General features: G+C 51.4%; 16 protein-coding genes. 13 read left to right on the top strand and 3 right to left on the bottom strand.

All coding sequences use genetic code 11. The annotated features are described in order from the left end of the window. Nucleotides 1–22: 22 nt before the first annotated feature. Together Pan161_RS03110 and queF are read left to right on the top strand one after the other, a co-directional pair. Nucleotides 23–1,495, top strand: coding sequence for an acyltransferase family protein (locus Pan161_RS03110; RefSeq protein ID WP_197995670.1), 1,473 nt, complete (start codon nucleotides 23–25; stop codon nucleotides 1,493–1,495). Between the two features lie 108 nt (nucleotides 1,496–1,603). Beyond that, entirely contained in the window at nucleotides 1,604–1,969 is a 366-nt protein-coding gene (queF, locus tag Pan161_RS03105; RefSeq protein WP_145224133.1) for a preQ(1) synthase, read from the top strand. A 310-nt stretch (nucleotides 1,970–2,279) separates the two neighbouring features. On the opposite strand, the gene Pan161_RS03100 is transcribed toward queF, so the two are convergent. Beyond that, nucleotides 2,280–3,146: a GntR family transcriptional regulator gene (locus tag Pan161_RS03100; protein ID WP_232103603.1), complete on the bottom strand. Its 867-nt coding sequence runs from the start codon at nucleotides 3,144–3,146 to the stop codon at nucleotides 2,280–2,282. A 554-nt stretch (nucleotides 3,147–3,700) separates the two neighbouring features. Between Pan161_RS03100 and Pan161_RS03095 the strand changes: the two genes are divergently transcribed. The 11 genes from Pan161_RS03095 (at nucleotide 3,701) to Pan161_RS03045 (ending at nucleotide 11,019) form a co-directional block, all read left to right on the top strand. After that, a complete protein-coding gene (locus Pan161_RS03095; RefSeq protein ID WP_145224132.1) occupies nucleotides 3,701–4,054 on the top strand; it encodes a hypothetical protein in 354 nt (117 codons plus the stop codon). Between the two features lie 130 nt (nucleotides 4,055–4,184). Continuing rightward, complete coding sequence (locus tag Pan161_RS03090; protein ID WP_145224131.1) at nucleotides 4,185–4,958, top strand: hypothetical protein; 774 nt, start codon at nucleotides 4,185–4,187, stop codon at nucleotides 4,956–4,958. A gap of 85 nt (nucleotides 4,959–5,043) precedes the next feature. Continuing rightward, a complete protein-coding gene (locus Pan161_RS03085; protein ID WP_145224130.1) occupies nucleotides 5,044–5,850 on the top strand; it encodes a TIR domain-containing protein in 807 nt (268 codons plus the stop codon). A 381-nt stretch (nucleotides 5,851–6,231) separates the two neighbouring features. Further along, nucleotides 6,232–6,657 carry a hypothetical protein gene (locus Pan161_RS03080; RefSeq protein ID WP_145224129.1) on the top strand — a complete coding sequence of 142 codons (426 nt, stop codon included), beginning with the start codon at nucleotides 6,232–6,234 and terminating at the stop codon, nucleotides 6,655–6,657. 40 nt (nucleotides 6,658–6,697) lie between these two features. Beyond that, complete coding sequence (locus tag Pan161_RS03075; protein ID WP_145224128.1) at nucleotides 6,698–7,210, top strand: hypothetical protein; 513 nt, start codon at nucleotides 6,698–6,700, stop codon at nucleotides 7,208–7,210. A 22-nt stretch (nucleotides 7,211–7,232) separates the two neighbouring features. Continuing rightward, nucleotides 7,233–7,565 carry a YbjQ family protein gene (locus tag Pan161_RS03070; protein WP_145224127.1) on the top strand — a complete coding sequence of 111 codons (333 nt, stop codon included), beginning with the start codon at nucleotides 7,233–7,235 and terminating at the stop codon, nucleotides 7,563–7,565. Nucleotide 7,566: 1 nt separating this feature from the next. Further along, nucleotides 7,567–7,854 carry a hypothetical protein gene (locus tag Pan161_RS03065; protein ID WP_145224126.1) on the top strand — a complete coding sequence of 96 codons (288 nt, stop codon included), beginning with the start codon at nucleotides 7,567–7,569 and terminating at the stop codon, nucleotides 7,852–7,854. A gap of 625 nt (nucleotides 7,855–8,479) precedes the next feature. After that, a complete protein-coding gene (locus Pan161_RS03060) occupies nucleotides 8,480–8,896 on the top strand; it encodes a hypothetical protein (protein ID WP_197995669.1) in 417 nt (138 codons plus the stop codon). A 285-nt stretch (nucleotides 8,897–9,181) separates the two neighbouring features. Beyond that, a complete protein-coding gene (locus Pan161_RS03055) occupies nucleotides 9,182–9,562 on the top strand; it encodes a hypothetical protein (protein ID WP_145224124.1) in 381 nt (126 codons plus the stop codon). 22 nt (nucleotides 9,563–9,584) lie between these two features. After that, entirely contained in the window at nucleotides 9,585–10,025 is a 441-nt protein-coding gene (locus Pan161_RS03050) for an NADAR family protein (protein ID WP_145224123.1), read from the top strand. 202 nt (nucleotides 10,026–10,227) lie between these two features. Beyond that, the gene (locus Pan161_RS03045; protein ID WP_145224122.1) at nucleotides 10,228–11,019 is read left to right on the top strand and encodes a hypothetical protein; all 792 of its coding nucleotides are present in this window, start codon (nucleotides 10,228–10,230) and stop codon (nucleotides 11,017–11,019) included. Nucleotides 11,020–11,321: 302 nt separating this feature from the next. Here Pan161_RS03045 and Pan161_RS03040 read toward each other — a convergent pair whose 3' ends face one another. Both Pan161_RS03040 and Pan161_RS03035 read right to left on the bottom strand, forming a co-directional pair. Further along, nucleotides 11,322–12,770: a DUF1501 domain-containing protein gene (locus Pan161_RS03040; protein ID WP_145224121.1), complete on the bottom strand. Its 1,449-nt coding sequence runs from the start codon at nucleotides 12,768–12,770 to the stop codon at nucleotides 11,322–11,324. 24 nt (nucleotides 12,771–12,794) lie between these two features. Further along, nucleotides 12,795–15,959: a DUF1553 domain-containing protein gene (locus tag Pan161_RS03035; RefSeq protein WP_145224120.1), complete on the bottom strand. Its 3,165-nt coding sequence runs from the start codon at nucleotides 15,957–15,959 to the stop codon at nucleotides 12,795–12,797. Nucleotides 15,960–16,027: the final 68 nt, after the last annotated feature.

The raw sequence follows: 16,027 nt of genomic DNA, 5'->3' as shown, positions 1-16,027 counted from the left end.
TTTTCAGTCATCGGTAAATCAGATGTCGCAAAATAATCCCAATTCCGACTCGCAAAACTCCGAAACCATCCCGCTGCAGAAAACGCCGGGCGTGGAAGTCTCCGCTGAGGTCGAACCGGCCAGAGCAGTGACGGAGCAGGATCTACGTCTGAAAGAAAAGAAAAAGCCGGAAGCCAATCAGCGTCTGGTCTCACTGGACGCCTATCGCGGCTTTGTGATGCTGGCGATGGCCTCGGGCGGGCTGGCGGTTGCCAGTGTCGTGCGGAATTCCCCCGAAGTGCTGGATCAGTATAACGGCACACAGTGGGAGACCTCCTGGAAAACGCTCTGGCAGACGCTCTCCTATCAGTTGAGTCACGTCGAATGGACGGGGTCCGCCTTCTGGGACCTGATTCAACCTTCGTTCATGTTCATGGTCGGCGTGTCGATGCCCTTCTCCGTCCGTAAACGCAAACAGAAGGGAGATTCCACGTTCAAGATCTGGATGCACGCAATCTTTCGTGCCGTCCTGCTGGTGGCGCTGGGCGTTTTTCTCTCTTCGCAAGCCGGACCACAGACGAATTTCACGTTTGCGAATGTCTTATGTCAGATCGGCCTGGGATACCTGGTGGTCTTCTTTTATGTGAACCGCTCGTTTGTGACGCAGCTGATTGGCGTGGCCACCATTCTGGGTGGCTACTGGTTCTTTTTCTATCAGTACATGCCCCCTGAGGACGAACTGGCCGCCGTCAAAACGTATCTCAAGGAAGTCCAGCATAAGGACGAAGCGGAGTGGTCGCAGTTTTCCGGGATCGGCAGTGCCTGGAATAAACATACTAACGCAGCGGCCGCCGTCGATCGTCAGTTTCTGAATATGTTTCCGCGGTATGATAACCCGAAAGATGACCCCGACCAGGGGGATACGTTCTGGGTGAATAACGGCGGCTATCAGACGCTCAATTTCATCCCGTCGATTGCCACGATGCTGTTCGGACTGATGGCGGGACAACTGCTGATTTCGAATCGACTGGAGAAAAGGAAGATCAAATGGCTGCTGCAGGCGGGGCTGATCTGCTTTGGAATTTCGATGCTGCTGGATACGTCCATCTGGCCCGTGAATATCAACAACTGGGAATGGCATCTGGTGCCGATTGTGAAACGCATCTGGTCTCCCGGCTGGGCGCTCTTCAGTGCCGGCTGGGCCTTCTGGTTCCTGGCGGTCTTTTACTGGATCATTGATGTCAAAGGGTACAAAAGATGGGCCTTCCCGCTTGTGGTGGTCGGCATGAACTCGATTGCCATGTACTGTATGGCCCAGTTGATGCGACCCTGGATCACAAAATCGCTCAAGATTCATCTGAACACATTGGACCAGGCGACCGGCTGGACCGTGTATGATTCCCTGTTCGTCGCTGACTGTCCGTATTCTCCCATCGCGGTTTCAGCGACCGTGCTGTTTGTATTGTGGCTGATCTGTCTCTGGATGTATCTGCAACGGATCTTTATCAAGATTTGAGCCGATTTACCTGAAAACAGGTTGGCTTTGCTTGCACGCGCTGCGGAATGCCTATAGAACTCGTTCACCTTTAAAAACAGATTCATTTTACTTTAGAAACAGACGATCATGAGCGAAAACGAAGCCTCCCGCGAACTGCTGGAAACATTTGAAAACCCCTACCCCCACCGCGACTATGTCATGGAAACCGTGTGCCCGGAATTCACATCGGTCTGCCCCAAAACCGGCCAGCCCGATTTTGGTACGCTGATGATCGCCTACATTCCGGACAAGGTCTGCTTCGAACTCAAGTCGTTAAAAATGTATCTGCAGAGTTACCGCAACGTCGGTGCCTTTTATGAAGACGTGACCAACCGTATTCTGGATGACCTGGTCGCTGCCACCGATCCCCGCTGGATGGAACTGCGAGCCGAGTTCACTCCCCGCGGCGGAATCAGCAGTACGGTCACCGTTTCGCATCACAAAGAAGACTAGTGCTTAATCAAGCAGAAATTTGAGGGTTGGGGGTAGTGTTTACGTTTACGTGCTCTGTTGTCGCACTCTCGTTATATCTATCAACTCCCAATTTAAAATGACTCACCACTAGATAGTGTTTCTGAATTCGAATTTGTCTTTGCAATGAGAAAAAACCGGGGCTAACGCCCTGCGGCTAATGACCAAAAAAAGATCAGCCGCAGGGCGTTAGCCCCGGTTAATACAAATGTCGATAAAGGTCGCTTTCTTGAGCATCACAATCAAAGCGATCAAATAAACGCTATCTGGTCACCACGTGATGTTAACGAACTCAGCGTTTCAGCTGCGATAATACGGGATGATTGCTGCGGAGGTGGAACTCCAGTTCTTTGCGGGCGGTCGTCCAGTCTTCCTCGAGTAACGCCGTGAGAATCCGCTGATGCTGCTGGATTTCCTGAATCGCGGCGGCGCGATCGTTCGATTCCCAGAGGAACAGCAGGTCGAAATAGCGGCCGTGCCGATCGAAGAAACTGATGATGTAATAGTTGTCCGACTGCTTGATCAGATACTCGTGCAGACTGTTGTCGATCTGTAATGGCTCGTCATCCGTGGCGGGGACCTGGTTGCCGGCGAGAATCTTCTGCAATACCTGTCTGTCAAGTCTCCCCTTTGCCAGATCCAGGGCCTTGAGTTCCAGCACCACGCGAACTTCGATGAAGGCGTCGAGATCGTGCTGATTAAACGACCGCAGTTTCCAGCCGCGCCGGGGCACATGTTCGAGCATGCCGTCGCCCGCCAGTCGATTGAAAATATTCCGCAGACTGGTGCGGCTGATGCCATACTTTTTCGCAGACGCCATCTCCCGCAGAAACAGCGATTCCCCTTTGAGGCTCATCGTGAGCAGGTCATCGGTGATCCGTTTGAAATGATCTTCGGGAGGGGCTGGCTGTGGTGACAGCGCCGCAGTGCGGGCATCGCCGATTCGATCACTATTGACGCAGAGCCGCCGGTTCTTTTCGCGATAGAGGTACCCTTCTTCGATCAGCTCATTGATGGCATGATAGATGGGAGTGACGCTCACCTTGTAATGATCCGAGAGCGCAGCGAGCGTCAGCGATTCCGGCGGAAGCTCATCCCGCGACAGCCGCGCAATCAGATCGGCTTTGATATAACTGGTGAGTGTCAAAATCTGCATCATCGCCCCTCGGTCGAATAACTGTCGAGGCGATTGTATGTGATATTGGTGACAATGTAAATGGCGGGTGGTGTTTCAAGAACTATGCTGTATTTTAGAATATTTGTGGTTGAAATTAAATTATGTCATAAGTGCTAATTATACAAAGTGTTATGGTGTTATTTTGTGAACACTACTTGATTTTGTTCACGCAATATGTTATGGTGATCAGTTAGGGATGCACACTATATTGTGTGTTAGGAATTGGAAATTCTTAATTCTTCATATGCATTCAGGAGGAATCTCTATGACCTCTCCAGCAATCTATGTCAGTCCTATCTACATTACATTGTGATTTCACCAGCACTCTTAAAAATGAGTACTCGGTAAAAACGAAAAAACGGTAAAGTGCAGAGACAACTGCTGGCTAATATGGGGGATCAGGCTCTGATTCTAAAAGTGCTTGAATTTTAGTTACATAATCTCTTCATTTAATTGTGTGTGTGACTGGTCTTCTCGGGGAGAGATGTCTTGAAGGCCATTTTCTCTTCTTTACTTTCAAGGAGGTCAGGTAAGACATGGAATTAAAATCTTTTATCAAAGCGACTATTACAGAGGTTGTTGAAGCTGTTTCTGAATCGAGGCTCGATCTTGTCACCCATGAGGTGGGGATTTTACCAAGTTCTGAAAATGACCCAGGGACAGAAAGTGTAAGCACTACCAGTCAATTGGATACAATACAAACGATTCATTTTGATATCGTAGTGACAGACACGGCATCTACCACCAGTGAGGCAGGTGCTGGAGTGTTTCTGAGTGTATTAAGCTTAGGGGCAAAAGGTTCCAAAGAGGAAGAGGTTGTCTCTTGTAATAGAATTCAATTCAGTGCATCAGTTCCAATTCCTGAAATACACTCGATCAATAATAGATGAGTCAGATTCAAAACAAGTGGAATCAGACTCAGTGATATCTTAGAGAATAGTTCGGGAACACTGAATCAGGAAATCTGGCGTTGTTCCCGGTGATCATTGTTAATTATTACTATATTGGATTCAATAGAATTTGAACATACGCGACATTCACCAGTTAAGGGATGCACCACCATACGGAATTACTGCACTTGAAGGTCTTTCTGCAGCTGAGTCTGCGCTTGAAGAAGCTGTAAAGTTCGTACCATATTGCACAGATCACTTAAATGTCTGGTCGCCACAATTCGCACATATTATTCTCGAATGCGCAAGCCAAATTGATTCATTGTGGAACGCCGCAGAGAAAACAAATAATCTATCTTCATCTAAATCAAAACTAAATATCAAAGACCATTACAGCCGCTATCGTGGTTTGGTCTCCGCCCAAAAGGTCGTGTTTTTCGGTGGGGCAAACCCTGCAGTAATTGAACCGTTTTCTGTTTGGAGTAGTTCCACATGTGATTCGCCGCCTTGGTGGAAAGCCTATAACAAACTTAAACACGACAGATTTAGCAACCAGACTGAAGCCACGTTGTCGCACGCGATTCATTCCGTTGCGGGCCTACTTCTAGCGATAATTTACAGCGGAGTCTGCGACTTGGCTCTAATATCTGCCAAGATGTTGGATACAGCACAAGCCGGATACAACCCGTGGGCATTCAGCAAACTGTTACGCGACGTTCCCTATGAATGCCGTAACATTATTATTTCACGCTTGTTTGACCATCCACTCGGTGTATTTGGTGTTAAAGATTGTAATCTTTCAAACTGGTGGGAATGTCACAGTACCAGATTTAATATTTGGTGGGCATTGAACGCTGAAAAGTTTACAGTTACACCCCCTCGATCAGTACAAAAAGAGGTATAACATTTGCGTGAGTCCAAGTGGCAATTCCAAATACAATGCTGATGAATAGCGATTTAGGTTACCAGAGCTAACAAGGAGAAATGGTTTGAATATCGAGTTATTAGAAAGCGATTTCGATAAGGTAAGTTATCTCCTGAACCTGCTTACTGCTAGTGCAACTGGTCTTGATGCTGATAATCGAGAATTCGAAGAACTACGCCGAGAGTTACTAAGTGATACTACACTAGCTCCAATGCTACCCCAGTGGTTACGCCAACATCGAAATCTCGGATCTTTCTGGGGGTTCATAAAGCATAAATACAGTACTTATGCCGAGCGGAGAACCTATTTATCGGAGCAGTTCACCCCAATTCTTGATGCTCTAGAGTTTGGTCAAATGACGCAACCAGAAAAGGCACAAACAATCACCTCAACAACAACACCTCCAACACAAGTTGTCGCAAGAAATAAGCGCAAGGTCTTTATTGTTCATGGTCATGATAATGAAGCAAAACAAGAAGTTAGCCGTTTTATCGAAAAGTTAGGTTTAGAGGCGATTATTCTTCATGAACAAGCCAGTACTGGAAAAACCATCATTGAAAAAATTGAGCACTACTCCAATGATGCGGATTTCGCACTAGTTCTGTATACGGCATGTGATCATGGTCGCGGCGTTCATGAGACCAAAATTCCACCAAGAAATAGAGCCCGTCAAAATGTGGTATTTGAACATGGTTATCTGATGGCAAAACTAGGGAGAGAAAATGTTTGCTCACTCGTTAAGGGCAAAATTGAAACCCCTAATGATATTGGTGGACTCGTGTACGTTGCCCTTGATGAAAACGGCGCTTGGAAAACAGATGTGGCAAAAGAACTAAAGGCTTGTGGGTATGTTATTGCAAGTATTATTTAGATACTACAAAAAGCCAAATAAAAGAAGTCAACAGTACGCCATAAGCTTAGCCTCTAATTGATGAGCTAGAAATTATTAAACATATCAGCTTAACTCGCGCGAACCTTAAGTGAATTAATTTAAGCGATCCTATTGCCGCTGGGATATTACACCACTTCACCGCATAAAGAAGAGTTGAACTCCTGACCTACGCATTACGAATGTGTTGCTCATAGTCTGAAGCTTCGCTTGTGTTCAGGTGGATAGCGTGTCATGATGGGGACTGGTTGATTCAGGTTGTTCTGTTCCGGCCTTGGTTCTGGTCCAGACACACGCATGTCTTCTTCTATGTGTGTCGCACCTTTTATTCACGTCCCGAAACGGAAGTTAGGGGGAGTTGCTGTGACGCGGTTATTTGTGAAGCTGGCTGTGTTGGTTGTTGTGGTTGCGTTGTTCGGATTCAATCGGAGCCACAAAGTTGAGAAGCAGGCGAAGCCGTTTGTGGTGATGGAGAATGCGGGGGCCGTCCACAGCCTGTATCGGGAACTGCCTCTGATGGAAATTGCCCAGGCGCTGCCGTCCGGTTCGGTCGATGCGATCGATGTGGATACCCGGTATCCCCAACATGTGATCGGCATTGTCGAAGTGACTTATCCGAACGGGAAACCACACCGGTTTCAGACCACGTTCAAAAGCAGCGCGGGAAAAACCATCGTGAAACAGTGGCAGCCCGCCGAAGGAAATCCGGGGCCGACCGCAGTCGGGCTGTTCATGCTGCCTGAAAATATCGTTGCGGGAATAACGAAAGTAAGCGAACCTTTGGAGTAGTCCGTGGTTCTTTTTTTGAGAATTTTACCAGGAGTTTGGAATGCGGTCTGTTTTTCTGTGTTTATTCTGTCTGATGCTGACTCCCCTGCAGGCCGCTGAAGAGAAAAGTCCACTGGAAGCGTGGGTGATTCCCGGTGCGGAAGCCAGGGAACAGGGGGCAACGACTTATTCTGTCAAAGAACCGGATCAGGTGGAGAGTGTCAGCAGAAGAACTGATACGGGACAGTACCTGTCCGAAAAACCGTTTCAGGAAGTCGTGGCGTTTTATGTGAAGAAGAGCGGATTTGAGCCACCCAACTGGTCGATTCTGGGCCGCGAATTCCCCGGGACTGATCTCTATCTGCCGGCCCACTGGACACAACAGCGTGAAGTGGACGGGAAACTGCAAACTGTGATCATTCAACATTTCATACGCGAACAGGCGGCCTCGGTTCAGTTGCTGCTGACGAACCAGCCTGATTTGGGGACGGTTTCGATTTCAATCACGCGTGGCAAAGCGGATACGCAAACGCTGATTCAAATCGTGAGTGTTCCCGCCAGCGATCAGAAGTAGAAACCAGCCAGGAAACATCAACATGAGCATGCCGGTCACGACGACGTTTACGATCGAAGGCTATAAAATTAAGGAATACAAGGGCATTGTGCGGGGGATCATCGTGCGGTCGCCGACGATTGCGCAGGGATTTCTGGGAGGGTTGAAGAATATCGTAGGCGGGCAGATTGGTGCCTATACCGAAATGTGCGAGCAGGCCCGGCAGCAGGCGTATGATCGTCTACTCGCCCATGCCCGGGAACAGGGGGCGAATGCGATTGTCGGTCTGCGGTACGACGCTTCGGAAGTGGTCAGCAAAGGCTCGGCGACGGAGGTGTTGTGTTACGGAACCGCGGTGGTGATTGAGCCTGAGTAAGATGCATAAATATCGGGATGCCAGCCAGCGGCTGACGATTGAGTTTTTTAACATCGACGCCGTCCTGTATCAGCAAATCACACAGATCGTGGTGAACCAGTTTCAACTGCAGCCCGTGGGGGAACCGGTGACGGGCGCGGAGGAACGCTTCCAGGATTTTCAACACCTGAGAAAAGTGATCGGCCTGGAATGGGATTTCTGGTCGGGCTATAGCGTGGTCGCGAAAACGAAGTCCGCGGAAAAGCTGGTCCGGAAAATCGCTGCGTTGATTGAGATGCATCATTCATAATCAACCAACCTCCGGGTAGCACCGAATGCAATTCAGTGTTGTCGCAGACAACGGGAGGTGGTAGTGTGGCTGCTGTCTGGTGAAGAGTCGTCCCTCACTCTGTTTTCGATAGTAAGTCGGATTCGTCTGGATGATTCGAACGTTGGAGCTGCGACCTCCTGCTCGCTGCGCTCGGCCCGAATTTTATTCGGGCCCACCCTTTTTTTGTTATTCGGGTGTCGAGATTTATTTCACTGGTGGCGAACCACCAGAGCCACCTGGGGGGGCATTGATGTTGTTTCATTACTGTCGGCTTGGCCGGCCGTGCAGATTGATTCACATTTTTTGTGAAGACTGCCTGGTACATTTGAAAGTCGCGGGTGGCACCGAATGCAATTCGGTGTTGTCGCAGACAACGGGAGGTGGTAGTGTGGCTGCTGTCTGGTGAAGAGTCGTCCCTCACTCTGTTTTCGATAGTAAGTCGGATTCGTCTGGATGATTCGAACGTTGGAGCTGTGACCTCCTGCTCGCTGCGCTCGGCCCGAATTTTATTCGGGCCCACACCCCATTTGGGGAGTCGAGGCTGTTTAATAAAGTAAGTTTTCTGTGTTGATTTTAGCAGGTCCTCCTTTGAAGAAGTTGTTCAATGAAGAGTCAATTTGAATTTCCGAGTGAAGGAGCCTGTCTTTTGGTGTTAAAGAAACTTGATATGGATGAAAGTCAGCTTGATATGATTCCACAGGACTGGGAGTATCTGCTGGCGGATGAAACCCGGCTTTCGGATTACATCGATTTATATCAACAGCCGCAAACAACAGATCAGGAAAAACGTGTGCTGGGCTGTTTTGTGATTCAATCGCTGGAAAACCTATTACCGGAGATGATTTCCGAACAACGTGTTCGCACCTGCCTCGCAATGCTGTGGGATGATCGAGTGATTCATGCTCACGAATTTGAATACTGGAGCATGAGGGATGAAACCGATCCTGATAACCTGTTTCAGATAACGAACCTGGTGCGTGCGTTTCTTGTCGAGAGGGATGAGACCGATTCTCTGGTCTGAATCAATTTCCTGTTCCCTATTGATCTGTATTGAACCATGACTATCTTCTTCTACACCAAAATCGGTGTTGTCGCAGACAACGGGAGGTGGTAGTGTGGCTGCTGTCTGGTGAAGAGTCGTACCTCACTCTGTTTTCGATAGTAAGTCGGATTCGTCTGGATGATTCGAACGCTTGAGCTGCGACATCCTGCTCGCTGCGCTCGGCCCGAATTGCATTCGGGCTCCCCCCCCCCCACACAAAAAAAAATTATGGTTGTTCTTCATTTGAAAATAGTAAGGAGTATTATGTTTGTTATTAAAAAGGAATGCAGTGCGTTACAGGAAATGGATCCGGTTGAGTTGGAGCGCGGTCAACAACAGAGTGAAGCCGATATTGCGGAGGGACGACCTGTATTGTACATCCAGACGCGCAGTCGCTGGGGAGAACTGCTGACGTACCTGATGGCCGAACGTTTTCAGGTGACGGTAGAGCATATCAGCGATATAACTACTCATCAGCAGAATTCGTATCGGGCAGGATATAATTTTGTCACGGCTCAGTATATCGACCGAACTTTTGGTGCGGGGGCTTGTCAGAGTGTAGAAGATGCCGTCGACTGGTTTCGTTACTATCATTATCGACTCCATTTTCATCCTGAGGAGAATAATCCTCTGCGTGATTTCTGATTAATGCTTTTGAAATGATAAGATGACGATTTATTTCTACACGAAAAACGATACGTACGGCGAATTTTCGAACTTCTCGCCGCACGGAGTGGAACGGGACGGACTCTGGTGGCCGACAGTAGAGCATTATTTTCAGGCGCAGAAGTTTGCAGATGACGTGTACCGCGAACGGATCAGGACTGCACATGATGCCAAGCAGGCGGCCAATCTGGGCCGGAGCCGCAAGGTTCCCCTGCGGGCGGACTGGGAAGAGGTCAAGGATGAGGTCATGTACCAGGGGGTGCTCCAGAAATTTCAGACACACGCGGAACTGAAAACATTGTTGCTATCGACCGGGGAACAGGAGATTGTGGAGAATGCTCCCGGTGACTACTACTGGGGCTGCGGCAAGGAGGGAACCGGGCTCAATCGGCTGGGTGAGATCCTGGTGAGGGTACGCGGGGAACTCAGACAGGTTGATTAAATTTCATACGATTCCAGTTTCCCCGATATTATCGATTGATCTTCATTTATGAATGGACTTGTGAGAATTAGGATAGGGAACTGAGTGAGCCGAGAGAACCGGACCCGGTTGAGCATGGGAAAACAGAGTCACATTCTTAGTGGGGTATTTCTCCCCCCTGAATAAAGCGAATTGAAAGCAAAAACGAACCAGGAGCAGTTCTATGTCAAAAGTTGCGAAACAGTTAGAGTCTTTAAGGCAGCGAATTTTCTCCTGTAATGAACCTGAGGATCCTGCCAGTCATCTACAACGTCTGAATGTCATTCAGTCAGAAGAATTGTTCGATCTGGATTTTTTTGGCGATTCTTTTGGAGAAGGCTGCCTGGAATTAATGCAGGCGCTCTCACAGTCTGGGATAGCTCCCTACATTCGCTCATTGATTCTTCGCAGTCCTGATGAGGGGGCCAATGGAACACTGAGTTGGGATCTTGAGCCGATGCTGGAGGCAGAAGTCTCGTTTTCGAATCTGGAATCAGTTTCGATCCAGCAGAATAAACCGGGTGATCATAACTGTTCGATCATCGGCGCCGAATATGAAGAAGATGGAGTCATTGCGAAATTACTCGAACAAGCGCCGCGTTTAGCCGAGTTGACAATTCCTTCTGCTCCGAGTGCCCGTTTTTTTGAAGTGGGAGCACGTCCGCTGCAGTTTCTCAGTGTGGATGCTGGCTTTGATACGCAGGATTTCATTTTAAATCTGGCGAAGTCTACCTGCTTTCCGCAGCTGAGCTGCTTTGAATGGGGGGAGTACCATGAGACTGACATGGAAGACTATTCAGAGAGATGTACTGCGATTGAGAGTTTTCGTGAATTGTTTGCATCGAAGTCATTCTCTCCAGTATCTCGATTTGTCTGGCGAAACCCAGTCTGTGACGACGAGCAAATTGAAGAGTTGAAGCAACTGAAACCCGGTTTAGAAGTATTGGTCATCCGGACTGCCGCATATTATGTCTGAAGCAATTCGGTGTCGTCGCAGACAACGGGAAACTGAGTGGGGTATTTTCGAATTAAGAGAATGTTTTCGAAGGCAGATCCTGTACAGGTTGGATATCCGGTTCTGAATTGATTGCCTTCTCTGACTGTTTCCTGCTCGCTGCGCTCGGCCCGAATTTTATTCGAGCCCACCCTTTTTTAGTTGTTCTGGTATCGATATTGATTTCACTGGTGGCGAGCCACCAGTGCCACCGCGGCTGCTTTATTGGCGTTGATTTATCACTGTCGGGCAAGCCGACAGTACCACCCGGTAGTCTAATCAATCTATGCGAGGATCTTGTCAATCACGGTGCCGTGGACGTCGGTCAGGCGGTAGTCGCGGCCCTGGTGTTTGAAGATCAGGCGTTCGTGGTTCAGGCCCATACAATGTAGCAGCGTCGCGTTGAGATCGTGGACGTGGACGGGGTTTTCGGCGACGTTGTAGCAGAAGTCGTCGGTCGCACCATACGAGATGCCGGGCTTGATGCCGCCGCCGGCCAGCCACATGGTGAAGCAGCGGCCGTGATGGTCTCGGCCGTAATCGGTGCTGGTGAGGGTGCCCTGGCTGTAGATCGTGCGACCAAATTCGCCGCCCCAGACGATGAGGGTGTCGTCGAGCAGACCGCGCTGCTTGAGGTCGGTCAGCAGTGCTGCGGTGGGCTGGTCAATGTCGCCACATTGCAGGCGGAGATCGCTGGGGAGGTTGTAATGCTGGTCCCAGCCTCTGTGGTAGAGTTGAATGAATCGCACGCCCCGCTCTGCCATGCGACGAGCGAGCAGGCAGTTGGCGGCGTAGGTGCCCGGTTTGCGGGAGGCGTCGCCGTAGAGGTCGAACGTCTGTTCGGTTTCACTGGAGAAGTCGGTCAGATCGGGGACCGAGGTCTGCATGCGATACGCCATTTCGTACTGCGCGATGCGGGTTTGGATTTCGGGATCGCGGTAATCGTCGAACTGTCGCTGATTGAGTTGGGCGAGCCCATCCAGCATGCCGCGACGGCTGGCGTCGTTGATGCCCGGCGGATTGGAGAGGTAGAGCACGGGATCGCCGTTCTTGCGGAAGTTGACCCCCTGATGGCTGGAAGGCAGAAAGCCGGTGCCCCACAGGCGCGCATACAGCGGGTCAGCAGGACGTGACGCGCTGCCATCGGAGATGAGGACGACGAACGAGGGGAGATTCTGGTTCTCGCTGCCTAAGCCGTAACTCGACCAGGCGCCGAAACTGGGGCGGCCCGGTTGCTGGTGTCCGGTCTGCATCAGGGTGACGGCGGGGTCGTGGTTGATGGCTTCGGTGTGCATCGATTTGATCACGCAGACATCGTCGATGACTTTCGCGAAGTGCGGCAGGGCATCGCTGACCCAGGTGCCACTTTCGCCATGCTGCTGAAAGCGGAACTGATTGGGGGCGGCGATGGGGAACGACTTCTGGCCGGAAGTCATGCCGGTCAAACGCTGATCGCCGCGAACGGAATCGGGGAGCGGCTCAGAATTCAACTGTTTGAGCCGGGGTTTATAGTCGAACAGTTCCATCTGTGACGGGCCGCCATGCATGAAGAGATAGATCACGCGTTTGGCTTTGCCCGGGAAATGCGAACTGCTGACGGACGGTGTTTCGCTGGCGAACAGATCGGGGTTCAGCAGCGAACCCAGGGCCGCCGCACCGATGCCGGTTGCGCTGGAGCGGAAGAACTGGCGGCGGGTGAAATCGTGTTGTAATTGATTCAGGTCTATCTGCATGACGGTTCCTGTGAGTGAACACGGTTATTGTTTGGTCAGGGTTTCATCCATGTTGAAAATCATGCTGGCCAGCATCGTCCAGGCAGCGAGTTCGTTTGGTTTCAGTGTTTTGTCGACCGGAGTTTCGCCGACATTGATCAGTTTTGCAGCGGCTGCGGGGTTGTGTTGATAGATGCTCGTTTGCTGCTGGAGGATGCGGCTGAGAATCTGCTGTTCGGCTTTAGTGGGCGGGCGACTGGTGGCGGCGCGGAACAGGAACTCGATGCGTTCGGCAGCGGTTGCCTGTCGTTTTAATGTCTGCGTGGCAAGGACGCGAGCCGCTTCGATGTAAGTAGGATCGTTCATTAATACGAGCGCCTGCAGCGGCGTGTTGGTGCGAGGGCGAGAGACGGTGCAGGTTTCGCGTGTGGGGGCATCGAAGGCCATCAGCCCGGGGGGTGGGCTCTGACGCTTCCAGTAAGTATACAGGCTGCGGCGGTAGAGTCCGTCGCCAGTGCTTTGTTTGTAAGTGACATTGCCATCGTAAGAGACCGCTTCCCAGAGGCCGGGGGGCTGATATGGTTTGACGCTCGGTCCCCCCTGCTTCGCCACGAGCAGGCCGCTGATCTGCAGGGCGTTATCGCGGACGGTTTCGGCGTCGAGACGGAAACGGGGGCCGCGGGCCAGCAGACGGTTTTCGGGATCGCGTTCGTAAAGTTCATCGGTCACGCGGGAGGATTGTTGATAAGTGGACGAGAGGACGATCTGTTTCAGCAGGTGTTTGACATCCCAGCCACTTTGCTGGAATTCGACGGCCAGCCAGTCGAGCAGTTCCGGATGACTGGGCCATTCCCCCTGCGAACCGAAGTCGCCGACGGTTTTGACGAGGCCGACACCGAACAACTGCTGCCAGAGACGGTTCACATACACGCGGGCGGTCAGCGGATGATCGGGACTGGTGAGCCAGCGGGCCAGGCCGAGACGATTGGTGGGGAGTTGCGTGGAGAATGCGGGCAGGACCTGGGGCACAGCGGCGGTCACTTTTTCGCCATGCTGATCGTAAACGCCTCGCAGCAGAACGAAGGTCTCCCGCGGTTTTTCGTTTTCATGCATGATCATCGTGGTGGGAATGTTCTTCTGCAGCTTGGTGAGTCGGCTGCGGAGTTTAGCCAGTTGATTCTCGGCGGTACGCAGGGAATCAGGGGCGGCGTTTTTAAGGAAATAGTCGCGGAGTTCCTGCTGCTGTTGCGTAGTGCGTTTTTCGGCAGGGATGGAAAGCAGGCCGTTGAGGAATTGTCCGTCGGCGAGTTCCCGGGCTTCGTCGGGTGAGAATGGACGCTGATAAATTCGCAGGTCGTCGAGTGCGCCTTTGTAGAAGGCACTGGTGCTGCGGCGGCCGATGCGGAATGGTTCGTCGACGGCAATGTCGCCGGTGAGTCTGTCGTAAGGGGCGGAGGTGGTCTGCGGTTCGCCGTTGATAAAAATGTGAACGCCGGCTGCGGAGGAGGAGCCGTCATAGGTGACGAGCAGATGTTGCCAGCGACCGGTGCGGATGCCGGCGTCGGTGACGACCTGGATGGCGTTGGAATTCCATTTGTGGATCAGGTGGACGGAGAGTTTGCCTTTGCGGAGCATGATATCGAAGCCGCGGAGCTGGTTGGTATCGTCGTTCTGAGAGAACAGACAGATGGGGCCACCGGAGGCGGGGTTGATCCAGGCAGCCAGCGTAAACGGTTTGTCGCGTGTGAAGCGGAATGGCGTGTTACTTTCCAACAGTGCGGTGCCGTCGAAGTTCGCAGCGGAACCGACAAACCCCGGTTTGATTTCGACCGGTCCCATTGAAGTCAGCGACTTGCTGTTGGTGATTTCGTCCAGCGGTTCGTGGATCACCAGTTGATCGGAGGCCGGAGACGTGAGATTGTTGCGCGCAGTTTCTTCCCACTGTTTCTGTTGCGATTTGAGTTGTGTCTCGCGCTGTTGGTGTGCTTGTTCCAGCGCTGCGAGTTCGTCTTTGAGCTGCTGTTCGCGGTTGAGATAATCTTTCGTGGGAATCTTGAGAATCGGTTTGGCATTGCCGACCGTGTGGGTGTTGCCGGTTTCGGGTGTGTTATTGAAAAAGGCGAAGAGCTGATAGAACTCTTTCTGGGAGAGCGGGTCGTATTTGTGATCGTGGCAGCGGGCACAGCCGGCGGTCAGGCCCATCCAGACGGTGGACGTGGTATCGATCCGGTCGACGATGTATTCGACGCGGTATTCTTCATCGATGATGCCAGTCTCCAAGGTAGTCATGTGATTGCGGTGGAAGCCGGTGGCGATGAGCTGGTCTTGGGTGGGCGTGGGTAGCAGGTCACCCGCCAGTTGTTCGATGGTAAACTGATCGAAGGGCATGTTCTGATTGAAGGCGTTGATGACCCAGTCCCGCCAGTGCCACATCTCCCATGCTTCGTCGGTGAAATATCCGCTGGTGTCGGCGTAACGGGCGGCGTCGAGCCAGTAGCGGGCCCGGTGTTCGCCGTAATGGGGAGAGCTAAGCAGACGGTCGACCAGCTTCTCGTACGCCTGGGGAGTATGATCGTTGAGGAACGTTTCCAGTTCGTCGAGCGTGGGAGGTAGACCGGTCAGATCAAGTGAAAGCCGACGGCAGAGTGTGGCTTTATCCGCGCGGGGGGACGGTGGTAACTGTTCCCGTTTCAGACGAGCGAGTACGAAATGATCAAGGGGAGTTTGAGACCAGTTCGTTTCTTTTACCGCAGGCAATTCGGGCCGTTGTGGCGGAATGAAGGACCAGTGCTGCTGATACTCTGCCCCCTGCTCGACCCAGGCCTGTATCAATTTGATTTCCGCTGCGGAAATTTCTTTTCCGGAATCGGCGGGAGGCATTTTGAGATCGGTGTCTAATGTCAGCAGTCGTTCGAGCAGTTCACTGTCTGCAGGTGACTTTTGATTGATGATGGCATAACCGTCGCGAGGCTGTTTCACGTCTGTCGGATCATCGAGTCGCAGGTCGGCTTCCCGGGTAGCGGGATCGGGGCCGTGACAGTGCAGACATTTTTCAGAGAGGATCGGGCGGATGTCGCGGTTGAATTCGATGCGCGGCGTTTTTTTCGAAGGCTCGGCTGCCGAAACGGTCTGAAGTGTCGTCCAGAAAGACGAACTCAGGCAGACCGTGATGATTGCAGGCAGGATCAGGTTCCGTATTGGTACAGGCATGGACCAGCTCTCTACGGGGGGAAGATTTGGCGAGGGTCAGAATAATATTTAAGTTAGTTTAAATATTA

Origin of the sequence: Gimesia algae (assembly GCF_007746795.1) — a bacterium.
Lineage (GTDB): Bacteria > Planctomycetota > Planctomycetia > Planctomycetales > Planctomycetaceae > Gimesia > Gimesia algae.
Note: the sequence above shows the minus strand (reverse complement) of the source record. Positions and strands in the feature narration are given on the sequence as shown.